We start from the raw sequence: 23,933 nt of genomic DNA, 5'->3' as shown, positions 1-23,933 counted from the left end.
CCGCTCAGTCAGAGTGCTGTCGCAACGCTTCGCAACACACTCATATAGAATCGGTTACGCAACTAAACGAAGTACAATCTTGGCTACAAACGCGAAAATCAGTACGCGCAAAAATTTTGCGACGATTCAGCCAGTGATTGAATATCCTGATTTTTTGGATATTCAGGTTAAATCCTTCAAAGATTTTTTTCAGCTCGACACGCCTTCGAACCAACGTTCGGAAGAAGGCCTGTTCAAGGTGTTTCAGGAGAACTTCCCAATTTCCGATTCACGCGAGAACTTCAAGCTGGAATTTATTGACTATTCGGTCGATCCGCCAAAATACTCGGTGGATGAGTCAATTGACCGGGGACTGACTTACTCAGTTCCGCTTAAAGCAAAGTTGCGGTTGTCTAACAACGACCCCGACAATGAAGATTTCGAAACGATCGAGCAGGAAGTATTCTTGGGGAACATCCCATATATGACCGAAAAGGGCTCTTTCGTCATTAACGGTGCCGAACGTGTGATTGTTTCACAGCTACACCGGTCGCCGGGCGTGTTCTTCTCGATGAGTAAGCACACAAACGGTACGAAGCTGTATTCGGCCCGTATTATTCCGTTTAAAGGCTCGTGGATCGAGTTTTCGACGGACGTTAACAACGTCATGTATGCGTACATTGACCGGAAGAAGAAATTCCCGGTAACGACGCTGCTGCGTGCTATTGGATTCGGTTCGGATAAAGATATTCTGGATCTGTTTGGTCTGTCGGAGGAAGTTCCCGCTACGCAGGCTAACCTGAAAAAAGCAATTGGTCGGCGGTTAGCTGCCCGGGTGCTTCGTACCTGGACGGAAGACTTCGTTGATGAAGATACAGGTGAAGTTGTATCGATCAGCCGAAACGAGGTGCTCATGGAGCGTGACTCGGCCATCTCGGTTGACGATATTGATACGATTTTGAATTCAGGCCAAAAGTCGGTCATCCTGCACAAGGAAGACATGAACATGGCCGATTACAACATCATCTACAATACGCTGCAAAAAGATAGCTCTAACTCGGAAAAAGAGGCTGTAGAGCAAATCTATCGGCAGTTGCGTAATGCAGATGCGCCTGATGAGCAGGCGGCTCGTGAAATCATTCAGAGCCTTTTCTTCTCTGACAAGCGCTACGATCTTGGTGATGTAGGTCGCTATCGGATCAACAAGAAACTGAATCTGGAGATTTCTTCAGACATGAAAGTACTGACCACGGAAGACATCGTGTCGATCGTGAAGTACCTGATCGGTCTGATCAACTCGAAGGCGGTTGTCGATGATATTGACCACCTGAGCAACCGGCGTGTTCGTACTGTCGGTGAGCAGCTGTACGCGCAGTTTGGCGTAGGTCTGGCTCGTATGGCACGGACGATCAAAGAGCGGATGAACGTTCGGGACAACGAGGATTTCAAGCCCGTCGACCTGATTAACGCCCGTACGCTGTCGTCGGTAATCAACTCGTTCTTCGGTACCAATCAGCTGTCGCAGTTCATGGACCAAACCAACCCGCTGGCCGAGGTGACGCACAAGCGTCGTATGTCGGCACTGGGACCTGGTGGTCTGTCGCGTGAGCGGGCAGGTTTTGAGGTTCGTGACGTACACTACACGCACTACGGTCGTCTGTGTACGATTGAAACGCCGGAAGGACCGAACATTGGTCTGATCTCGTCGCTTTGCGTTTACGCGAAGATCAACAGCATGGGATTCATCGAGACGCCGTACCGGGTTATCGAAAACGGTAAGGTCTCGATGGATAAGCCGGTGATGTATCTGACGGCCGAAGAAGAAGATACGCACTACATCGCGCAGGCAAACGCGGGTGTCGATAAGAAAGGTAACTTCCATGTCGATCGGCTGAAGGCTCGCTTCGAAGGTGACTTCCCTATGGCCGAGCCCGCGAACGTAACGTTTATGGACATTGCGCCAAACCAGATTGTATCGGTTGCTGCGTCGATGATTCCGTTCCTTGAGCACGACGATGCTAACCGGGCACTGATGGGCTCGAACATGCAACGTCAGGCCGTACCGCTGCTCCGCCCCGAAGCACCGATTGTCGGTACGGGTCTGGAAGGTCGGGTTGCCGTTGACTCACGGACGCTGGTGATCGCTGAATCGGATGGGGTGATCGACTTCGTTGACTCGACTAAGATTGTGGTTCGCTACAACCTGGACAACGATCAGCTGGCGGTTACCTTCGACGAAGACGTTAAAACGTATAACCTGATCAAGTTCCGTCGGACGAACCAGGATACCTGCATCAACATCAAACCAACTGTCTTCAAGGGACAGAAGGTGAAGAAAGGCGATGTGCTTTGCGAAGGCTACGCTACGCAGGCGGGTGAACTGGCGCTTGGTCGGAACATGAAAGTCGCGTTCATGCCCTGGCAGGGGTACAACTTCGAGGATGCTATTGTAATCTCGGAGCGGGTTGTTCGCGAAGATATCTTCACGTCGATTCACATTGAAGAGTTTGAACTGGAAGTTCGGGATACGAAGCGTGGTGAAGAGGAATTAACCTCGGAGATCCCGAACGTATCGGAAGAAACCGTTCGTAACCTCGATGAGAATGGTATCGTACGTATCGGTACGGAGGTTAAGGAAGGCGACATCCTGATCGGTAAGATTACGCCGAAAGGAGAAAGCGATCCGACACCGGAAGAAAAACTGCTGCGGGCGATCTTCGGTGACAAAGCTGGCGACGTGAAAGATGCGTCGAAGAAAGCACCACCCTCCTTGAAAGGCGTTGTTATCGACACCAAACTGTTTGCGCGTCCGGCAAAAGAAGACCGGGGTAAGCACAAAGAAGAGGTGAAGGTGCTGATGAAGAAATACGGCCGTGAGCTGAATGACTTCCGCGCCCGGATGATCGACAAAGCGGTTGCGCTGCTGGAAGGTAAAACCAGTGCTGGCGTGAAGCACAAATTTGGTGACGAAATCGTCAGCAAAGGCGTGAAGTTCAACCGGAAGAACATCACGGACAACCTGTTCCCTGACAAGAACAACTACCGTGATGAAAGCAGCTACGCTGTTCCCGAAGAAGCGAACCTGTTGTCGGATCTGAATTTGAGTGACTGGACCGACGACGAGAAAACGAACGAGATGGTTGTGTCGCTGGTGAAGAACTACAACAACCGTCGGAGCGAAATCACAGGTCGGTTCAAGCGGGAGCGTTTCTCACTTGAAGTTGGTGACGAGCTGCCTGCGGGTATCGTGAAGCTGGCTAAAGTGTACATCGCCAAGAAGCGTAAGCTGAAAGTAGGTGACAAAATGGCTGGTCGTCACGGTAACAAAGGGGTTGTTGCCCGGATCGTTCGTGACGAAGACATGCCGTTCTTGGCTGACGGAACCAAGGTTGACATCGTGCTGAACCCACTTGGCGTACCAAGCCGGATGAACCTCGGTCAGATCTACGAAACGGTATTAGCGTGGGCCGGTCAAAAACTTGACCGTAAATACGCGACGCCGATTTTCGACGGTGCTACCGAACAGCAGGTTGTCGACGAACTGGATGCCGCTGGTCTGCCATCGTTTGGCCGTACGTACCTGTACAACGGTCTGACGGGTGAGCGTTTCGACCAGAAAGTAACGGTTGGTATCATCTACATGCTGAAACTGGGTCACCTGGTTGACGACAAGATGCACGCCCGTTCGATCGGCCCCTACTCGCTCATCACGCAGCAGCCGCTGGGTGGTAAAGCCCAGTTCGGTGGTCAGCGCTTCGGTGAGATGGAGGTGTGGGCGCTCGAAGCATTCGGTGCGTCGAACATCCTGCAGGAAATCCTGACCGTGAAGTCGGATGACGTTGTCGGTCGTGCTAAAGCATACGAGGCTATCGTGAAAGGGGAAAACCTGCCGAAGCCGAATATTCCGGAGTCATTCAATGTACTCGTTCACGAGTTGCGCGGTCTGGCCCTTGAAATTACGTTAGAGTAAAGGGGTTTACGGTTTATAGTTTTCGGTTTACGGTTAGTCAATGAGGAGGAGTTTCCTGTGTTGACTTACCGTAAACCGAAAGCTGTAAGCCGAATACCTTTCGTTTAAAACCTATAATCTCCAACCAATGTCGTTCAAAAAGAACAAGAAACTCAATAGCGACTTCCAGAGCGTGACGATCAGCCTGGCGTCGCCGGAGTCTATTTTGGAGAGTTCCTACGGCGAAGTGACACAGCCGGAGACCATCAATTACCGGACGTACAAACCCGAAATGGGCGGCTTGTTCTGCGAGCGCATTTTCGGACCGGTGAAAGACTGGGAGTGTCATTGCGGTAAGTACAAACGGATTCGTTACAAAGGCATTATCTGCGACCGTTGCGGTGTAGAGGTGACCGAGAAAAAAGTTCGCCGGGAGCGTATGGGCCACATCGAACTGGTGGTGCCTGTTGCGCATATCTGGTATTTCCGTTCGCTGCCTAATAAAATCGGATACCTGCTGGGGCTGTCGACGAAGAAACTCGATCAGGTTATCTATTACGAACGGTACGTTGTCGTTCAGCCGGGTGTGAAAGCCGAAGATGGTATCAACCAGCTCGACTTCCTGACCGAAGACGAATACCTCGACATCATCGACAAGCTGCCCAGCACAAACCAGCATCTGGAGGATAAGGACCCGAACAAGTTCATCGCCAAGATGGGTGCGGAAGCGCTGGAAATGCTGCTGTCACGCGTAGCGCTCGACGAACTGTCGTACTCGTTGCGCCACGCTGCTGCTACGGATACGTCACAGCAGCGGAAAGCGGAAGCGCTGAAGCGGCTGAAAGTCGTTGAAGCATTCCGGGAGGCAAACGGCCGGATTGAAAACCGTCCCGAGTGGATGGTAATCAAAATGGTACCCGTTATTCCCCCCGAGTTGCGCCCACTCGTCCCGCTCGACGGTGGCCGGTTTGCCACGTCTGACTTGAACGATCTGTATCGCCGGGTTATCATTCGGAACAACCGTCTGAAACGCCTGATCGAGATCAAAGCGCCGGAGGTAATTCTGCGGAACGAGAAGCGGATGTTGCAGGAAGCTGTCGACTCGCTGTTCGATAACTCGCGTAAGGTAAACGCCGTTCGTTCGGAAGGTAACCGCGCCCTGAAGTCACTGTCTGACATGCTGAAGGGTAAGCAGGGCCGTTTCCGTCAGAACCTGCTTGGTAAGCGTGTCGACTATTCGGGTCGTTCGGTTATCGTCGTTGGTCCTGAACTGAAACTACACGAGTGTGGTCTGCCGAAAGACATGGCGGCCGAGCTGTTCAAGCCGTTCGTTATCCGTAAGCTCATCGAGCGGGGTATCGTGAAGACGGTAAAGTCGGCGAAGAAAATCGTTGACCGGAAAGACCCCGTTATCTGGGACATTCTGGAAAATGTGCTGAAAGGACATCCTGTTCTGCTGAACCGGGCTCCGACGCTGCACCGTCTCGGTATTCAGGCATTCCAGCCGAAGCTGATCGAAGGAAAAGCCATTCAGCTGCACCCACTCGTCTGTACCGCCTTCAACGCTGACTTTGACGGTGACCAGATGGCTGTGCACGTACCACTGGGACAGGAAGCTGTGCTGGAAGCGTCGCTGCTGATGCTGGCATCGCACAATATTCTGAACCCGGCCAACGGCGCGCCGATCACCGTACCGTCGCAAGACATGGTGCTTGGTCTGTACTACGTAACGAAGGGTCGTAAGTCAACGCCTGAATACCCGATTCCGGGCGAAGGCATGACGTTCTACGGTGCCGAAGAGGTAATCATCGGTATCAACGAAGGTAAAATCTCGAAACACGCCAATATCAAGTGCCGGGTGAAAGTCCGGGATGAGAGCGGGCAGATCGTTGAGAAAGTAATCGATACCGTTGCGGGTCGGCTGCTGTTCAACCAGGCTGTACCAGAAGAGGTTGGTTATATCAATGAACTGCTGACAAAGAAAAAACTCCAGCAGATCATTGCGCTGATCTTTAAAATTTCGGGTGGTGCCCGTACGGCTCAGTTCCTCGACGAAATCAAAGAACTTGGTTTCCAGATGGCCTTCAAAGGTGGTCTGTCGATCGGTCTGAGCGACGTGATGATTCCAGAAGCCAAGCAGCCGCTCGTTGATGAAGCGAAAGCGGAAGTGCAGGGCGTATGGGATAACTACCTAATGGGTCTGATTACGGAAAACGAACGCTACAACCAGGTTATCGATATCTGGACGCGGGTAAACTCGCGCCTGACCGAAACGCTGATGAAGCAGCTCGAAGCCGATCAGGGTGGTTTCAACTCGATCTACATGATGATGCACTCGGGAGCCCGTGGTTCGCGTGAGCAGATTCGTCAGCTGGGTGGTATGCGGGGGCTGATGGCCAAGCCGCAGAAAAACCTGCAGGGATCGGTTGGTGAGATCATCGAAAACCCGATTCTGTCGAACTTCAAAGAAGGTCTCGACGTACTGGAGTACTTTATCTCGACGCACGGTGCGCGGAAAGGTCTGGCCGATACGGCGTTGAAAACCGCCGATGCCGGTTACCTGACCCGTCGTCTGCACGATGTAGCCCAGGATGTTATCATTGTCGAAGACGACTGTGGTACGCTGCGTGGTCTACAGGTGTCGGCGCTGAAAGATAACGAAGACATCGTTGAACCTCTGTCGGAGCGGATTCTGGGCCGTACAACGGTACACGACGTATTCGATCCGCTGGTAAAAGATGCCGACGGTAAGCCGCTGAAAATTGTCGGTTCTGGTGAATTGATCACGGAAGAAATTGCCGCAGCGATCGACGAAACCAGCATCGAAACGGTTGAAATCCGGTCGGTACTGACCTGCGAAGCTCGTCAGGGCGTGTGCGCGAAGTGTTATGGTCGTAACCTGGCGTCGGGTCGTATGGTCGACATCGGGGAAGCTGTGGGCGTTATCGCATCGCAGTCAATCGGTGAGCCGGGTACGCAGCTGACTCTCCGTACCTTCCACGTGGGTGGTACGGCGTCGAACATCGCGGTCGACGCATCGATCAAAGCGAAGTTTGACGGTCTGGTTGAGTTCGAAGAAATGCGGACCGTAGAATCGGAAGATGCTGAAGGTAACGCACAGACGGTTGTTATGGGTCGTTCGGGTGAAGTCCGGATCGTTGATCCACAAGACCGTAACATCGTTCTTATCAGCAACAACGTACCATACGGTGCTTTCCTGCGGGTGAAAGACGGTCAACTGGTGAAGAAAGGCGACGACATTTGTGCGTGGGACCCTTACAACGCCGTTATTCTGTCTGAACTGACGGGTTCGCTGAACTTCGACGCGATTGAAGATGGTATTACCTACCGGGAAGAGTTTGACGAACAGACGGGCTTCCAGGAGATGGTTATCATCGAAACCCGCGACAAAGCGAAAAACCCAGCCATCGTAGTACAAGGCACGACAACGCTGTCGCTGCACCTGCCCGATGCTGATTCGTCAGGGTTGCTACAGAAAAGCTACAACCTGCCGGTTGGTTCGCGTCTGGTCGTGAAAGCAGGTCAGAAAATCAAAGCGGGTCAGCCGTTGGCGAAGATTCCGCGTAACGTTGGTAAAACCCGCGACATTACCGGTGGTCTGCCACGGGTAACGGAACTGTTCGAAGCACGTAACCCGTCGAACCCGGCGGTTGTCAGTGAAATCGACGGTGTCGTTACATACGGTACGATCAAGCGTGGTAACCGCGAAATCTTCATCGAGTCGAAAGACGGTACGAAGAAGAAGTACCTGGTACCGCTGTCGAAGTTTATCCTTGTACAGGATAATGACTTCGTCCGGGCTGGCGCTCCGCTGTCTGATGGTGCCATTACGCCGAGCGACATTCTGGCCATCAAAGGTCCGACAGCCGTTCAGGAGTACCTGGTGAACGAGATTCAGGAAGTATACCGCTTGCAAGGGGTGAAAATCAACGATAAGCACATTGAAGCCATTGTTCGGCAGATGATGCAGAAAGTTGAGATCATCGACTCGGGTGATACCAACTTCCTCGAAGGTCAGGTTGTCGACAAATGGGCTTTCCGCGAAGAGAATGACAAAGTTCTCGATGCGAAAGTGGTTGTCGACGCGGGCGATTCTCCAAACGTGAAGCCTGGGCAGATCGTTACGAGCCGTCAGCTGCGTGATGAAAACTCAAGCCTGAAACGGCGTGACATGGCGCTCGTACAAGTTCGTGATGCTATGGCTGCTGTATCGCAACCGACGCTGATGGGTATCACCCAGTCATCGCTCGGTACAGATAGCTTCATCTCGGCTGCTTCGTTCCAGGAAACGACGAAAGTACTGAGCGAAGCGTCGATCCGTGGTAAGCGTGACATGCTCGACGGTCTCAAAGAGAACGTTATCGTCGGTCACCTGATTCCGGCCGGTACGGGTATCCGTCGCTACCTAAACGCAATCGTAGGTTCGAAAGAAGAACTCGAAACGATCACCGAATCGAAAGAGCAATTCACCAAGAGCAAGCGTAAAGCACTGGCCTAGCCAGAGATATACTAAAAACGGCAAAGCCACTTCGGGAAACTGAGGTGGCTTTGCCGTTTTTTAAATAATCTTGTCAATAAATACCCTTATAGTGCTGTGCTTAGGTCGTGAATGATTTTCCTGTATATGCTAAACAAAAGGGGATTCTTCGGGCTTGAACGTTGACAGACAACACATAATCTTATGCAACTGAACGCTGGCTGTGAACTACAATTCGATGCCAAAGAGACAACCCCGTTGATCCTGATGCTGCGGCCCCGCTCAGGTGATGGCCAATGGATCATGAAAGAGGAGTACGATATTACCCCCGCCGTAACGGTGACCGAATTTACCGATATGTACGGTAACCTGTGTCAGCGCGTCATTGCGCCCGAAGGCCCTTTTTCGATTAATTTCTCGGCAACTGTACAGACCGCCGATGACATCGACGTCGCGCCCGGAGCGCCGTACACGCCCATCGAGGAGTTGCCCGACGAGCTACTGCACTATACCTTGCCGAGCCGTTACTGTCAGTCGGACATGCAGGGTAATTTAGCTGCTGACATTACCAACGGTGCGTTACCGGGCTATGACCAGGTCGAAGCGATCCGCAGCTGGATTCATACCAACATAAAATACCAGTATGGGACAAGTAACGCCAGCACGTCGGCCGTCGATACGGCACAGAGTCGGGTTGGCGTGTGTCGGGATTATACCCACCTGGGCATTTCATTATGCCGGTCGTTGAATATTCCGGCGCGTATGGTCGTTGGCTACCTGTACAAGCTTGATCCGATGGACATGCATGCCTGGTTTGAAGCCTACGTCGGTGGGCGCTGGTATACGTTCGACGCCACACAGGATAAACCCCGGGGTAATCGTATCACCGTTGCGTACGGGCGTGATGCTGCCGATGTAGCCTTTACCACGCAGTTCGGGAATATGGATCTGAATACAATGCGTGTGTGGGTCGACGCGGTCGATGAAGCTGAGGCTGAAAAAAAAGCTGTTGAGCCGGCAACGGTTCCGGCCGAAGCGGGGTCTACCAACCAAACAACTACCGCTGCATAAGACCATGAAAACTCCGCTACTATCCGTCACGGCCCTGCTGCTGACAAGTTGGCTGACCGGTTGTCAGCAAACCAACGATATCGAACCCCAGAGTCTGGCGCGATCGGTAGCCGGCACCTACAAAACGAACGCCTTTGTCAACCCGCTTTTCGTGGAGCTGACTACAGGGCAATTGCCACAGTTACTTGTCAAACCAGAAACAGATAGCACGGTTACACTGGTCTACACGCAATTCCACCCGACGAAGACAGCGCAGCAACTTTCGCACGTCTTGTTACAGCGCAACGGGGACGTTGTTACGCTTAAGCAGGCGGGAAAGACTATCGGCAGCTGGCAATGGGATCGTATTTTCACCAGTAATGGAATGGAAACGCAGGCAAACGTGCTGCAGTTGACTAACCAAAGCGGGCAGGATAGCAGTCTATCGTTCACCGGTTATCGCGATTAGTATTACCCTACAGCAGAAAAGCACCGGACGTTGGCCCGGTGCTTTTCTGTTGTGTACTATGTCGACTTAGCGAATGGCGAATTCGCCGGCTCCGATGCGGAAACCTTCCGAGTACAGTTCAACCGTGTACTTACCAGGCTTGTAAGGAATACCGCGCGAATACAGCAGTTCAACGTTTTGGTTGTTGTTTGTATAGCTAACTGTTTGCTTCGTCGTGTAGATGGTTTCATTGCCATCGACGGTGAACGTACCCGATCCGTTAGCCATGTCCGACACAACGGCACCATTTGGGTCAAGCACCCGAACGTAGACTTCTTTCGGTTCTTCGCGAGTCAGCGGATTGTCGAGTAGCGTGTAGGTCAGTTTGATCTTGTCAAGCTTCTTCGCCTTGTACGAATCATCTTCCTTCACTTTGCCCCGGGCGTTCACCGCAAATACTTTTACGTTTTGTGCCCGCAATGCCGAAGCCCGCGTCACTTTGGTGCTGAGTTCCTGATTTTGGCTGGCGTATGTTGTAACCGAGTCCCGGAGTACCTGGCGCTGTGTTTTCAAGCCCGTATTTTCCTCGTCAAGCACTTTGACGTTCGACGCCAATGTTACGTTTTCGCGTTGCAGATTGGCAATCAGAGTATCTTTCTCGACCAGGAATGCTTCGTACTGCTTGATTTTCGCTTCGTATTTCGCAATCGAAACACGGTTACCACGACGGAGCGACGCCTTGTCCTGTTCCAGTTGCGCTTTTACTTTCTCTAATTCTGTAACGTCACCACCTAGTTTCTGAACTTCGGCGATTTTGGCATCCAGTGCCGTCGAGATAGAATCTAACTTGGTGCGGGTAGTCGACAACTCTTCGACACGCTCCGAAATGGTGACTTCCTGGCTTTCCGATTCCTTTTTCTGATCGAAATACAGATAGCTGGATACGCCTGCCAGACCCGTCATGATAATGAGGGCGGCTAAGAGAGCACCATTTGTTTTGGAGCGTTGGGGATTGTTGTTTTCCATACTGATTTTTCAGTTTAACGGTTTAACATGCACTCGAACTACGTGTAGAAGGTGTTCCGTCAGACAGCTGGCTGGGTTAGTTGAAAGAGCTGCGTGAAGGCAAAATGCCAGTCACAGGCAGTACCGTAACGCTATGCGCTTTGGCAATATTGTCTACCATAACTAGAGAAAATCAAGCAAAGTTCATAGCCAATCAATTGACAGACAATCTGTTTAGTGTCTAACTGAATGTTTATTAAACGGTTGGGCGGGTTGTGGAGGCTGTTTCTACGACCTTACGCTCCGCAAAACAACCATCGTAGACAAGCGGTTAGGGCGGATAAAAAAAGTCATGCCCGAATTACCCGAAGTAGAGATAAGACGTCAGTATCTGGAGTCGTCCGCGCTCAATCAGCCCATTCAACACATTGACGTGGAAGATAAGAAGCTGCTGACAACCGACTATGCACAGCTTCAGCAGGCGCTCGATGGTCGGCAGTTTACGGGTACCTATCGGGTGGGCAAAAATCTGTTTGTCTATACCGACGATCCTGACATAATCGTTCGCATGCACTTCGGCATGACAGGCGATCTTGAATACTACCACGCGTCACTTGACCGGCCTCGGTTCGCCCGAATCGTTTTTGAATTTACAAGCGGCTTCAATCTGGGATTCCTGTGTCCGCGAAAATTCGAGCGGGTTGGTCTGGTGAAGGATATCGATGCGTTTCTGAAAGCGAAGAAGATCGGCTCCGATGCACTGGCTATTTCACTGGACGAACTGACGCAGCGGGTTCGGACCAGGAAGTCACCCATCAAACCGGTTTTACTCGATCAACAGGTCGTGGCCGGTATTGGCAACTGGATTGTCGATGAGGTACTGTTTCAGGCATTTATTCATCCCGAGCAACGGGCGAACACACTTACCGATGCGCAGTTGGAGCAGCTTCACCGCTCGATCCGGTATGTGCTGGAAACGGCTATTCAGCATGAGGCCGCTTATCGGAATTTCCCTGCTGATTTCCTGATTCACGTGCGTGAGTGGGACGACTCCCCGTACGATGATGTCGACGCACACAAGTTCTGCCCACGTTGCCAGACTCGGATCGAACGGATAACCGTAGGCGGACGTACCACGTTTTTCTGCCCGAACGAGCAGCGGTTGCCTTTATAGATCGTTGATGTTCCCAAAGCCTATGACGTCGCGGTACACGGGGTCGTCGGTGAGTTCACTGGCTCGCATCAGCTTCTCGGAGCCGTAACGGGCCTTTAAATCGTACAGCGTCTGACGAAGTTTGTCCTTACGACTTGTATCGGCGAATAAGTCGAGCGGAACCTGTTCGGCAAGCACAAACCGGAAAACGGCCACGGTCATGGATCGAAGCTGCCCGTTCAGCACTGCCTGACGAGGATGCCGTTTCTGAAACGCTACGATGCGTTGCTGAATCAGTTCGTACAGTTCGGGCCCATCCTGTTTAGGTGGTTGTAGTTTGATTTCGCACTGGTATGTCTGGCCTGACTGGTAACGGCAGGAGAACGACAGTTCCTGGCAGAAGACGGCGTGCTGCACCATACGCCGTTCTAAAGTCAGGCAAAGTGCTCTGAGCAGTTCGGCCAGCTTATCCGGTGTACCCCGCTGCTCTGCTGAGATCGTACGCATAGCCGACATACTTTTGTATGCTTCACTGGGCTCCAGATCGACTTCACCGCCGAAATTCAGCCGGATGTGCCAGCGCCAGCCAATTACACTTTGACAAACGGCTTTCAGGTGTTCGGGTGAGGAATAACGCAGATCGATAGGCGTATTGATGTTGTGCCGTTGCAGCCGCTCGGCCATTCGGTGGCCGATGCCCGGTAGATCGGTAAGCCGGAGCGTTTGTAAAATGCCGTCGAGCGTGTCGGGTGCGATCAAGGTAAGCCCGTCGGGTTTTTGTACGTCGGAAGCCAGTTTTGCCAGAAACGCATTCGGTGCGATACCGATTGAGCAGCGCAGATAATCGCCTACCCGCTCCCGGATAGCTCGTTTGATCGCCTGCGCAACGTGGCGGGGATCAGGATAGGCAAGCTGATAATTAGTCAGGTCGACAATCGCTTCGTCAATGCTTTTCGGCAGCACATCGTCGCAGAACGTTCGCAGCAAGGCGATGATTTTAACGTGAAATTCGCGGTACCGCGCCGGGTGTGTCTCGACCGGTATAAGGTCAGGGCAAAGTACCATGGCTTCATCCAGCCGCATCCCGGTTTTGACGCCCCGTTGTTTGGCTTCGATCGACGGTGAAATTACGCACCCTTGCCGGCCCGTATAGACGCATACACCCACCGGCCGGCCGCGTAGCCAAAAATTTACCTGCTGCTCGCAGGACGCGAAAAAACTGTTCATATCGATAAACAGCACAGTAGGGGCCGTATTGGCGTGCAGACGGTTCCGGTTCATAAACAGACAGATGAAAAGCACACAGTATGCGCGTATTCTGTACGGAATTATTGTAGATTTGACCAACGTTTTGTGAGCAATATAATATAGTTGTATTATATTATACATTGAACTATACTATATAGCATGAAAAAATGTTTGGACGATATGAGCAAGCCCGTAGCCATACAAGAGCGACTGAAGCAGGTTTTTGATGCTTTGGGGATTACTATTTATCAGATCGCTAAGGAGTTAGGCGAGAACCCGTCCAAATTCTACAACATTCTGAACGGGCGTGCCAAGCCATCATACGATACCATGATGAGTTTGCTGACCTGCTATCCCCAAATCAGCGCCGATTACCTGATTCGGGGTATTCTGCCCGTGCTTAATTCGGCCGATTCGAACGCCCGAATCAGTGCTGCCGATGACGACACGGTAGAAGTGCCGTTTGTTCCGGTTCGCTTTTACGCCAGTTTTGTCGAGAGCTTCGCCGACGGCAACAACATGACGGAAGTAGAGCCATTTCGTGTGCGGAAAACTGTAACGAAAGGGCACAAGAACGCCGTCGTGATCGAGATTTCCGGGAACAGTATGAGCCCCCAGCTAGCGCACGGAGCCAAAGTATTGGCTGTACCTGTCAGCGAAAGTGATTGGGAATACCAGTCGGGTGGTGTGTTTGCGGTCATGTACCGGGATTATTTTGTTGTCAAACGTATCCGCGACAACGAACTCCTGACGCGCAACTACCTGACACTGCATTCCGACAACCCCAACGGCGGCAACGTAACGGTAGCCCTCCAGGATATTCGTGGTCTCTGGAAAATCGTCACCATCGTAGAAGCCCCCGTCGAGTAATTCTTTGCGTTACATTCGTATCGTTATCTGTAGATTGATGAACTGGCAGGAATACATACATACAGATTCAGCTGTTCTGGCGGGTAAGCCCGTCATCAAGGGCACCCGGATTTCTGTCGAACTGATTTTGGAACGGTTAGCAAACGGCTGGACCGAACAGATGATTCTTGAGAGTTATCCCCATTTACCCAAGAATGCCTTGCCGGCAGTATATACTTTTCTGCTCGAAAACATTCGGGAAGATGTCTTTCAAATCCCGACTACGCTGCGTCAGGCGTCATGAGCACTATGCTGCGCTGGCTAGCTGACGAACACTTCCCAATGCCCGCATTTACCAGACTGGTCGACGCTGGTCTGGATATAAGGCATGTCGCAATAGAGCAGTGGGGTTTGTCTGACACTGCTGTCATGCAAATGGCTATCGATCAACAACGAATCGTTATCACGTTTGACGGAGACCATGGAACGTTGGTCTTTAAAGACGGGTATCGTCCGATTGGCATCGTTTATTTTCGGATCGATGACTATCTTCCCGAGACCCCTGCCTATATCCTACTCGATCTGCTGGCGTCTAACCTGGTATTTATTGGATACATCACCGTTGTTGAGAAAGAAATGATACGGCAACGGGTAATTCCGAATACGTAGTGCAGCTATACGGCTTGATCCGTTGGACGGAGGGCGTCCTGCTGATGAGCCCAGAGATCGCGGAAGACAGGGCTATGCTGACGCAAGTGTGAAAACGTACCCGCATCGACAATGCGCCCGTCATCCATGATGTATACGTAATCGAAGAGCGGCAGCAGATGAAGCCGGTGAAGGGTGGAAACGACAGCCTTATCCGCAAACTCACGAAACAACTCCCGATAAACAGCTAGCTCTGTCTTCGGATCGACGCTGCTGGTTGGTTCGTCCAGCAGCACAATCGTACTGGTGCGGGCTGCCAGAATACCCCGTGCCAGCGCCAGCCGTTGCCGCTGCCCGCCCGACAGATTTACCCCTTTTTCCTGGATATTGGTAGCCAACCCATGCGGGAGTTGCTGAACAACCGTATCGAACCGGGCGGCCCGACAAACTGCATCGATTGTCTCGGCATCGAACGGCAGGCCCAGCGTGATGTTATACGTGATCGTGTTCTCGAAAATTTCTGGTTCCTGCGGAAACAGCGTGACCGTGTTCGCAACAGCATTCAGTGACGAGGTCAATTTGTCATCGATCCGAACGGTTAGGCCGGGCTCGGGCTGGTACAAACCGCGCAACAGCGTCAGTAACGTGCTCTTGCCCGAACCACTTGATCCAATGAACGCAACGCGCTGACCCCGACGTAACGTGATCGACAGTTTGTCAAGCGTGGCGCTGCGACGGGCAACCGTGTGGGAAAAGCTGAGGTCGTCGATCGTGATCGATTGCCAGCGGTCGGGTAATGTTTCATGGACCGGGCGTTCGTAGCGGGCGTAGGCTTCACCGATGCTGCGTGCTGTCTGCACGTCGGCGTTGTGGCGAACAACCTCGGTATACTGGTAAGCGACATCGTGAAAAACACTGGTAAACTGGTTAACGTAACCCAGTAACGTCACGAGTCCACCCACTAGAAATACAGTACCGGGCGTATAATGCTCGTAGACGTAACCAGCCGCCAATACGATATAAATCAGCGTAACGAGTAGGTACGCCACAAACCATTTCCACTCGTTGATCCGGACCTGTCGCATAAACGGCGGCAATACAGCGGCCACTTTCCCGGCCAGACTGTGCTGCATGCGCTCCTCCAGTCGCAGGGTGATAACCGTAAGAATATTCGATAAGCTATCGAACAGCGTCGACGATACCACGTGTTCGCCCTCGTTGGTCTCGTCCAGCGCCCGCATGAACGGTCGATCGAAGCGCAGAATTACCCAGATCGTAAACGCACCCAGTCCCAAGCCGATCAGGCCGAAGTAAGGCGAGAAATACAGGATGGCGGCAAACGAAAAAATAAGCTTCAGAAAGGCGTGGAGATACACAAAGCCGTCCTGAAAAAAGGTCTTGAGCGCGTCGTAGGCCTTACGAATGCGGTTGATTGTAGCCCCGCTGTGGTGGTCTTTGTGCCAGCCGACCGGCAGGTGCAGTGTATGATGGAACAATTCATCCAGAAAATTGCGGCTTACGTTGAACGCCAGTCGACGCTCCATAATCCGGGCAGGGCCGTGAAAAGCCCATTCGATTAGCATGAGTCCCACGTAGCCGCCTGCATACAGCCATAACGTTTGTAGTATGTCGGCATGGTTTTGCTGAAGTCGGCCAACGAACCAGCCGAATAATAATGGATTAAGTGAACTGGCGACATTGGCCAGTACAAACATAAAATAGACGAGTACGTACCGGCGCTTTTCGTGCCGGGCGTAGGTCCAGGCTGTGCGAAGCAGCGCGATATACGGATTTTGCATGATTCCAAGGAGGGGCCTGTTAGTGGCAGTGGGGAGACGCTCACTAACTATAGCCAAAAGTAAGCCATAGTGCAACGATATTCTCGGCTGTAACGTTGCTATTGTGATTGACTTTCAGTAATTTTGCGACCTGATTTGCAGAAGGGTGTTTATTGCTCGCTTTGCATTTCGGCAAGAGTAGAAAACCATAACTTTCTGTATACAAGCTAATGGCTCGCGATTTAAAGTTCACGAGAAACATCGGTATCGCTGCCCACATCGACGCGGGTAAAACGACGACGACCGAACGCATTCTGTACTATGCCGGCGTAAGCCACAAAATTGGTGAAGTACACGATGGTGCTGCTACCATGGACTGGATGGAGCAGGAGCAGGAGCGCGGTATCACGATTACCTCGGCCGCTACTACCGTCGACTGGACCTATCGGGACCAGAAGTATCACATCAACATCATCGACACACCGGGTCACGTTGACTTCACCGTTGAAGTAAACCGCTCGCTGCGCGTTCTTGATGGTCTGGTGTTCCTGTTCAGCGCCGTTGACGGTGTTGAGCCCCAGTCGGAAACCAACTGGCGTCTGGCCAACAACTACAACGTTGCTCGTCTGGGCTTCGTAAACAAAATGGACCGTTCGGGTGCCGACTTCCTGAACGTGTGCAAGCAGGTGAAGGAAATGCTCGGTTCGTACGCTGTCCCCCTTCAGCTGCCAATTGGCGAAGAAGACGGGTTCAAAGGTGTTGTCGATCTGGTGAACTTCCGGGGTCTGATCTGGAATGAGTCGGATAAAGGCATGACCTTCGAAGTTGTCCCCATCCCCGACGATATGCTGGATGAGGCTACCGAATGGCGTGAAAAATTACTGGAAGCGGTTGCCGAATTCGACGACACGCTGATGGAGAAATACTTCGAAGATCCTGAGTCGATCTCGGAAGACGAAATTCTGGAAGCGCTTCGTAAGGCAACGATCAGCATGAAGATCGTTCCGATGCTTTGCGGTTCGTCGTTCAAAAACAAAGGTGTTCAAACTATGCTCGATTACGTGATGGCCCTGTTGCCCTCGCCCCTCGACAAGGAGAACATCAAAGGTACCAACCCGGACACGGGCGAGGAAATCTCGCGTAAACCGAGCGCAAGCGATCCGTTCTCGGCGCTGGCGTTCAAAATCGCTACTGATCCTTACGTTGGCCGCCTGTGCTTCATCCGCTCGTACTCGGGTGTGCTGGAGTCGGGTTCATACGTCCTGAACAACCGGTCGGGCAACAAAGAGCGTATCTCGCGTATCTTCCAGATGCACGCCAACAAGCAGAACCAGATCGAACGGCTGGAAGCTGGTGATATCGGTGCCGTTGTTGGTTTCAAAGACATCAAGACCGGCGATACGCTGTCGGATGAAAAGAATCCGATTATCCTGGAATCGATGATTTTCCCAGAGCCTGTTATTGGTTATGCGATCGAGCCGAAGAAAACGGCCGACCAGGATAACTTCTCGAAGGCTATCGGTAAACTGATCGAAGAAGATCCAACGCTGAAAGTCGAGTCGAATGAAGAAACGGGTCAGACCATCATCCGGGGTATGGGTGAGCTTCACCTTGAGATCATCATCGACCGGATGCGTCGTGAGTTCAAGGTAGAAGTAAACCAGGGTGCTCCCCAGGTAGCGTACAAGGAGAAACTGACCAAGAACATCGAACACCGTGAGGTATACAAGAAGCAAACGGGTGGTCGCGGTAAATTCGCCGACATCGTGTTTGAGCTTGGACCCCGCGATCAGGACGAGCAAGGCGTTATTCAGCCAGGTCTGGACTTCGTAAACGGTATCGTTGGTGGTGTTATTCCTCGTGAATTCATTCCGGCTGTTCAGAAAGGTTTTGATGAGTCGCTGAAAAACGGTCCGTTGGCTGGCTTCCCGCTGGAAAGCATGAAAGTGCGTTTGTTCCACGGTTCGTACCACGACGTTGACTCCGACTCACTGTCGTTTGAAATGGCAGCTCGTCTGGGTTTCCGCGAAGCAGCTCGTCAGGCTGGTCCGAAACTGCTCGAACCAATCATGGCTGTTGAAGTACTGACGCCGGAAGAATATACCGGTCCGATCACGGGTGACTTGAACCGTCGCCGGGGTGTGATGAAAGGTATGGATTCGAAAGCTGGTTCGCAGGTAATCAAAGCTGACGTTCCCCTGTCAGAACTGTTTGGTTACGTAACCGACCTGCGTACGATGTCGTCGGGTCGTGCTACGGCTAACCTGACCTTCTCGCACTACGAAGTTGTTCCCCAGAACATTTCGGATGCAGTTGTCGCTAAAGAAAAAGGTAGCAAGTAATACAAGGCATTGGGCAACCGGTCAGCACTGACCGGTTGCCCATTTTTTGTGCCGTCGGAGTAAATGGTTCTTTCGGCGGTGCTCACTTTAACACATAACGAACCACAACACAATGAGCCAAAAAATTCGGATTAAACTGAAGTCGTTCGATCACATGCTGGTCGACAAGTCGGCTGAGAAAATCGTGAAAGCGGTTAAGTCGACGGGTGCTATCGTTAGCGGCCCCATCCCCCTGCCAACAGACAAGGAGATTTACACCGTTCTGCGGTCGCCCCACGTCAACAAAAAAGCGCGTGAGCAATTCCAGCTTTGCACCTACAAGCGACTGGTTGACATCTACAGCAGCAGCGCAAAAACCGTTGATGCCCTGATGAAACTCGAGCTGCCCAGCGGTGTCGACGTTGAAATCAAAGTTTAAGTTCGTATTGCCTCAGGCAAGTAAAGCCGCTGACTTGATGTACGCATCAGTCAGCGGCTTTTTCATTGGTATTGGTTAGCTCTGGCGATTCTTCGGGCAGTCAACTACCATGGTGTTCGTAACCGCTGAATTGCCACCAAATGCGAAAGCAGCACAATCGGTACGACGACGGAAGGAAGCCACACAAACGGAAAGTAGGAAATGGCGATGTTTGGCTGGTCGAAGGCGGTTTGCTGAAAGGGTGTCGGTGCCGCCAATATGGCGGTCAGAACGATGTTTATCAGTAGACCCAGACAGGCCATGTTCCAGAGAAGCAGCATCCGTCGGGTGATTTTTTTGCGCACGAATGCCAGGTAGTACACGAGCGGTGCCGTCAGCCCTGCTAGTATATCGAAATTACTGCCGTCAAACGTCATAGACGCTGGAACGGCTTTGTGAACAAACAACAGGTAGAGTACGATCTCGACAACGATTCGTACGGAGTGCAGCAAGGTTAACTGCTCAAGTCGGAGCGTGTCGATAAAGTGTTGCCCTTTTTTGCTGACAAACAGAGCAACGATAACGAGCAGTGGCGGGCCAATCAGAAAAGCTAGGCGGGGTGGAGTCGTATCGGTACGCTCATAAAAGCCAGCGAGAGCCATAACCGCCTGTGAAGCAAGCCAACCCTGCAAGACGACTAAAGTCGTGCGGTTGTAATTAGTGGCCCTGTAGAAAAGCCAGACTGTACTGATTGCGATCAGTATAAACAATACGGAAATATAAACCGGAAGACCGGGGAGCATGGCTAGCGAATTAGTTTGGTGAATGTACAAATCAATAGTATAAGTTTAGTCTTTCATTAGGATACGATAAAAACCAAAACGGTTACCCGCTCGTATGCATCAGGTAGTTTACGTTGCCGGTCTAATGTATTGATCGTCAACGTTTCTGATTTGCTAATTTCTACTGTTTATTGTGTCTTCACCATATGGGTCGAAAAGCTACGTATCGTTTGTACGCGTGTATCGCTGGGATCTATCTTATATTGATAACTGCTGCCAATGCACAGCCAGCGCTGATTACACTCACTGCCAGTAATTCGCTATCCTGTGAGCAGAAACAGGCAACACTGGTCGCTGTAAGTAATTGTGTGGCTGGCTCAGCCTATCAGTTTACGGGCCCCGACGGCTTTGTTGCAATGAACACAACGGGTGTTATCAGCGTATCGGTCGACGGGAGTTATAGCGTAGCAGTCGACAATGGAGCAGGTTGTAAGGGAAGCGCGAGCGTAGTGGTTGGGAGTACACTGCACCCCGATTACCTGCCGCTCGTTGATCTATACAATTCGACAGGTGGGGCCAATTGGACAAACAAAAGTGGTTGGCTTGGTAACTGCGATCCGTGCAGCGGCTGGTTTGGCATACGCTGCGCCAACGGACGGGTGACGAACATTAGCTTCGCTTCTGACTTTCCCGGCAATAACTTGAATGGAACCGTACCGCAAACGATCGGTAAGCTTAGTGCGCTGACTACGCTCAACCTGTCCTACCAGCCGGATTTACGGGGTTCGATTCCGGCTTCAATTGGAAATCTGAGCAATCTTCAGGATATAAACCTGGCGTATACGCATTGCAGCGGATTCGTTTTAGATAAACTAACCAGCCTGACCGCGCTCCAGTCGGTCGATATCAGCTACGCTAATTTTGTCGGAACGATACCTGAGACAATCGCCAACCTGTCGCAGCTGAAAGTCTTCAACTGTGGCGCGAATGCCGGCCTTGGCGGAAACATTCCTGCGAGCGTAGGTAACCTGACAAAACTCGAAAGACTGGTGTTAGGCACGAATCAATTTACGGGTACCGTACCTGCCAGTTTGGGTAATCTGACAGCTTTGACGACGCTTTACCTGTCAGATAATCAGCTAACAGGCTCAATTCCGGCTGAGTTGGGCAAGCTGACGCAGCTTCAGACGCTGTATCTCTCGGGTAATCAGTTGGCGGGTGCGATCCCGGAGCAGTTAGGGAATCTAACACAGATCAAAAGACTAGGCGTTGACAACAACCAGTTGAGTGGCACTATACCAACAAGCCTGAGTGCACTGACGCAGGCTGAATATTTGTATTTCGGACAGAATCGACTGGTAGGTTCGGTACCTGACGTGTTTGGTTCATTCGCCAAACTAACCGAACTAACGCTGAACGATAATCAACTAATGGGTAGCATACCGGCCTCCCTCGGTAGCGTACCGACCCTGCACTACCTGCAACTTCAGAATAATAAGCTGACCGGCTGCATTCCGTCGTCATTCACGGCGCTCTGTGGAAAAACTGTGGACATCAGCAATAACGTTGGTCTACCCGCCTGGAATGAGTTCTGCGACAGCGGCTACAACGGCTTGGTAACGGTTACCAACGGTAGCTGGCAGGACCCGGCGACATGGTCGTGTGGGCGGGTGCCTGCGCTGACCGACATCGTTACGCTTCGACATGCCGTTACTGTCAAAGCGGGTAGCGCATCGCAGGCCCGACGAATCGACTATGACGGACTGGCTAAACTGATTTACGAAGCCGGGGGGATAACCAAACTAGGAAACTAACTATAACGAAAAAGCCGGACAACAGTGTCCGGCTTTTTCGTTAGGCGGTAGCCCCTTCTTTCAATCGTTCGGCGTTCTCGGTAATGCGGAGCTGCTCGATAAACTCGCTGATACCGCCGTCCATAACGGCCGGCAGGTTGTAAACGGTCATGCCAATGCGGTGATCGGTGACGCGGCTTTGCGGATAGTTATACGTCCTGATTTTGTCGGAACGGTCGCCACTGCCGACCATCGTCTTGCGTTGCGAGGCAATCGCATCGTTGTGCTTCTGCAACTCGATTTCGTACAGCCGTGACCGCAATACTGTTAACGCCTTGTCGAAGTTTTTAAGCTGCGACCGCTCGTCCTGACATTGCACGACGAGACCTGTCGGCAGGTGCGTCAGGCGAACGGCGGAATAGGTCGTGTTGACCGACTGTCCACCCGCACCCGACGAACAGAAGGTATCCTTGCGAATGTCGTTCATGTTCAGTTCGACGTCCACTTCTTCTGCTTCGGGTAGTACGGCCACGCTGGCGGCAGAGGTATGGATTCGTCCCTGAGTTTCGGTAGCCGGCACACGCTGCACGCGGTGTACGCCCGACTCAAACTTGAGCTTACCGTAGACGTCTTCACCTTCTACCTCGGTTATGATCTCTTTGTAACCACCCGACGTGCCTTCAGTATAATCGACCAGCGACATGCGCCAGCCCATTTTCTCGCAGAAACGCTGGTACATGCGGAACAGATCGCCCGCGAAAATGGCTGCTTCGTCGCCCCCGGTACCACCCCTGATTTCGAGAATCACGTTTTTGCTGTCGTTCGGGTCTTTCGGAATCAGCATCTCTTTGAGCACCTCTTCCATCGGTTCCCGGCGGGGGATTAGCTCATCGAGTTCGGCTTTTGCCAGTTCGCGGAAATCCTCGTCTTTCTCCGTCGCGATAATCTGTTTGGCGTTGTCAATCTCTTCCAGCAACTGCTTATAGGCCTGATACTGGTTGACGATTTTTTCGAGGTCTTTGTATTCCTTGCTCAGCTTCATAAAGCGTTTCTGGTCGGAGACAACCTCCGGCTGAACGATTTGCTGGGCAACTTCGTCGAAGCGTTCGCGAATTGCTTCTAACTGATCGAGCATGATGTATGATGAAAAATCCGCCGGTTTCTGTGGCAGATGATAGATAACAAACGAATAAACAAAAGTACGAAAAATAGGGCAGTTACGATGACCGGCTCATTTGCAACCAAGCCCGGCAGGTGTGTGTTGTTACCGGAAACACCATATCATCTTTCGCTGTCATGAATCGCCTGACATCCCTGACTAGTGCGCTTTTGCTTGCTGTTGTGATAACCCGCTGCACACCCGACCGTGTGAAGTATACGCCTGAGCTGAAGCAGCAGATGGCCGATATGAAAATCAAACGGGTCACCAACGCCGATCTGGTGGAGACGGTCGACGAACTGGGCGGTAAAGTGACGGCGGTTGTCGAGAAAGAACTGACCGACAGCTTGACAAAAGCGGCTGACGCAGGCCGGAAGGCGCAACTATGCCAGTTACAAAACCTGCCCCGGCTCGACGCGATCAGTAAGAAATATGGTGTGACGATTCAACTGCTTGGCCCGGCCGACGTACAGAATAAGACGCTGGATGCGAAGGAGCGGGAAGTGCTGGATGCTTACCTTTATAACGCTGAACAGAAGCAGTCGCAGATTGCCAATATTCAGAAAATCAACGATACGACGTACATCTATAACGCGGCTGTTCCGACTGAGAACGTGATCTGCCAGATTTGTTTTGGTACCGAAAAAACGCCGTTGGCCGTATGGCGGCTGGCAATCAATAAACGCGATGTCGTGTTGCGGATGAATGCCTCGGTCAAGAAAAAGCCGGCTAACTAAGCCGATACGATAAACGACTGCTTAGAGTCTATCCGAAAATAGGGAAAGCCTGACGAGTTGAGCAATTTTGTGGTATCTCACATCACAATATTGCTCACCATGCAGGCTTTCGGCTACG

17 protein-coding genes are annotated in these 23,933 nt (G+C 51.9%); 12 read left to right on the top strand and 5 right to left on the bottom strand.

Features of this window, described 5'->3' with window-relative positions:
* Positions 1 to 79 precede the first annotated feature (79 nt).
* The 4 genes from rpoB to CLV58_RS02160 all read left to right on the top strand — a co-directional run bounded on the left by rpoB (position 80) and on the right by CLV58_RS02160 (position 9,945).
* A complete protein-coding gene (rpoB, locus tag CLV58_RS02175) occupies positions 80 to 3,949 on the top strand; it encodes a DNA-directed RNA polymerase subunit beta (protein WP_106136143.1) in 3,870 nt (1,289 codons plus the stop codon).
* Positions 3,950 to 4,076: 127 nt separating this feature from the next.
* Positions 4,077 to 8,447, top strand: a complete 4,371-nt coding sequence (rpoC, locus tag CLV58_RS02170) for a DNA-directed RNA polymerase subunit beta' (RefSeq protein ID WP_106136142.1) — start codon at positions 4,077 to 4,079, stop codon at positions 8,445 to 8,447.
* Between the two features lie 183 nt (positions 8,448 to 8,630).
* Entirely contained in the window at positions 8,631 to 9,497 is an 867-nt protein-coding gene (locus CLV58_RS02165) for a transglutaminase domain-containing protein (RefSeq protein WP_106136141.1), read from the top strand.
* Between the two features lie 4 nt (positions 9,498 to 9,501).
* The gene (locus CLV58_RS02160; protein ID WP_106136140.1) at positions 9,502 to 9,945 is read left to right on the top strand and encodes a hypothetical protein; all 444 of its coding nucleotides are present in this window, start codon (positions 9,502 to 9,504) and stop codon (positions 9,943 to 9,945) included.
* A 66-nt stretch (positions 9,946 to 10,011) separates the two neighbouring features.
* On the opposite strand, the gene CLV58_RS02155 is transcribed toward CLV58_RS02160, so the two are convergent.
* Positions 10,012 to 10,950, bottom strand: a complete 939-nt coding sequence (locus tag CLV58_RS02155; RefSeq protein WP_106136139.1) for a hypothetical protein — start codon at positions 10,948 to 10,950, stop codon at positions 10,012 to 10,014.
* A gap of 331 nt (positions 10,951 to 11,281) precedes the next feature.
* Here CLV58_RS02155 and CLV58_RS02150 point away from each other — a divergent pair, with 331 nt between their 5' ends.
* Positions 11,282 to 12,103: an Fpg/Nei family DNA glycosylase gene (locus CLV58_RS02150; RefSeq protein ID WP_106136138.1), complete on the top strand. Its 822-nt coding sequence runs from the start codon at positions 11,282 to 11,284 to the stop codon at positions 12,101 to 12,103.
* Here CLV58_RS02150 and CLV58_RS02145 read toward each other — a convergent pair.
* Positions 12,098 to 13,363, bottom strand: a complete 1,266-nt coding sequence (locus tag CLV58_RS02145) for a DNA polymerase Y family protein (protein WP_106136137.1) — start codon at positions 13,361 to 13,363, stop codon at positions 12,098 to 12,100. The genes CLV58_RS02150 and CLV58_RS02145 overlap by 6 nt on opposite strands.
* A 126-nt stretch (positions 13,364 to 13,489) precedes the next feature.
* On the opposite strand from CLV58_RS02145, the gene CLV58_RS02140 reads away from it, so the two are divergent.
* From CLV58_RS02140 to CLV58_RS02130, 3 genes are read left to right on the top strand one after another with little or no spacing between them, the layout of a single operon-like run.
* Complete coding sequence (locus CLV58_RS02140) at positions 13,490 to 14,200, top strand: LexA family transcriptional regulator (protein ID WP_245882179.1); 711 nt, start codon at positions 13,490 to 13,492, stop codon at positions 14,198 to 14,200.
* Positions 14,201 to 14,237: 37 nt separating this feature from the next.
* Positions 14,238 to 14,483, top strand: a complete 246-nt coding sequence (locus CLV58_RS02135; protein WP_106136135.1) for a DUF433 domain-containing protein — start codon at positions 14,238 to 14,240, stop codon at positions 14,481 to 14,483.
* A gap of 5 nt (positions 14,484 to 14,488) precedes the next feature.
* Positions 14,489 to 14,848: a DUF5615 family PIN-like protein gene (locus tag CLV58_RS02130; protein ID WP_146141343.1), complete on the top strand. Its 360-nt coding sequence runs from the start codon at positions 14,489 to 14,491 to the stop codon at positions 14,846 to 14,848.
* Positions 14,849 to 14,853: 5 nt separating this feature from the next.
* On the opposite strand, the gene CLV58_RS02125 is transcribed toward CLV58_RS02130, so the two are convergent.
* Entirely contained in the window at positions 14,854 to 16,626 is a 1,773-nt protein-coding gene (locus CLV58_RS02125; protein ID WP_106136133.1) for an ABC transporter ATP-binding protein, read from the bottom strand.
* Between the two features lie 209 nt (positions 16,627 to 16,835).
* Between CLV58_RS02125 and fusA the strand changes: the two genes are divergently transcribed.
* Together fusA and rpsJ are read left to right on the top strand one after the other, a co-directional pair.
* Positions 16,836 to 18,947, top strand: a complete 2,112-nt coding sequence (gene fusA / locus CLV58_RS02120) for an elongation factor G (RefSeq protein WP_106136132.1) — start codon at positions 16,836 to 16,838, stop codon at positions 18,945 to 18,947.
* Positions 18,948 to 19,059: 112 nt separating this feature from the next.
* Complete coding sequence (gene rpsJ / locus CLV58_RS02115) at positions 19,060 to 19,365, top strand: 30S ribosomal protein S10 (protein WP_077922220.1); 306 nt, start codon at positions 19,060 to 19,062, stop codon at positions 19,363 to 19,365.
* 104 nt (positions 19,366 to 19,469) lie between these two features.
* Here the strand turns inward: rpsJ and CLV58_RS02110 are convergent, their stop codons facing one another.
* A complete protein-coding gene (locus CLV58_RS02110; protein ID WP_245882178.1) occupies positions 19,470 to 20,006 on the bottom strand; it encodes a hypothetical protein in 537 nt (178 codons plus the stop codon).
* A 383-nt stretch (positions 20,007 to 20,389) separates the two neighbouring features.
* Here CLV58_RS02110 and CLV58_RS02105 point away from each other — a divergent pair, with 383 nt between their 5' ends.
* Entirely contained in the window at positions 20,390 to 21,940 is a 1,551-nt protein-coding gene (locus CLV58_RS02105) for a leucine-rich repeat domain-containing protein (protein ID WP_170108628.1), read from the top strand.
* Positions 21,941 to 21,980: 40 nt separating this feature from the next.
* Here the strand turns inward: CLV58_RS02105 and prfA are convergent, their stop codons facing one another.
* The gene (gene prfA, locus CLV58_RS02100) at positions 21,981 to 23,054 is read right to left on the bottom strand and encodes a peptide chain release factor 1 (protein WP_106136129.1); all 1,074 of its coding nucleotides are present in this window, start codon (positions 23,052 to 23,054) and stop codon (positions 21,981 to 21,983) included.
* Between the two features lie 161 nt (positions 23,055 to 23,215).
* Between prfA and CLV58_RS02095 the strand changes: the two genes are divergently transcribed.
* Positions 23,216 to 23,815, top strand: coding sequence for a hypothetical protein (locus tag CLV58_RS02095; RefSeq protein ID WP_106136128.1), 600 nt, complete (start codon positions 23,216 to 23,218; stop codon positions 23,813 to 23,815).
* Positions 23,816 to 23,933 lie beyond the last annotated feature (118 nt).

This window comes from Spirosoma oryzae (assembly GCF_003002825.1).
Classification (GTDB): domain Bacteria; phylum Bacteroidota; class Bacteroidia; order Cytophagales; family Spirosomataceae; genus Spirosoma; species Spirosoma oryzae.
Note: the sequence above shows the minus strand (reverse complement) of the source record. Positions and strands in the feature narration are given on the sequence as shown.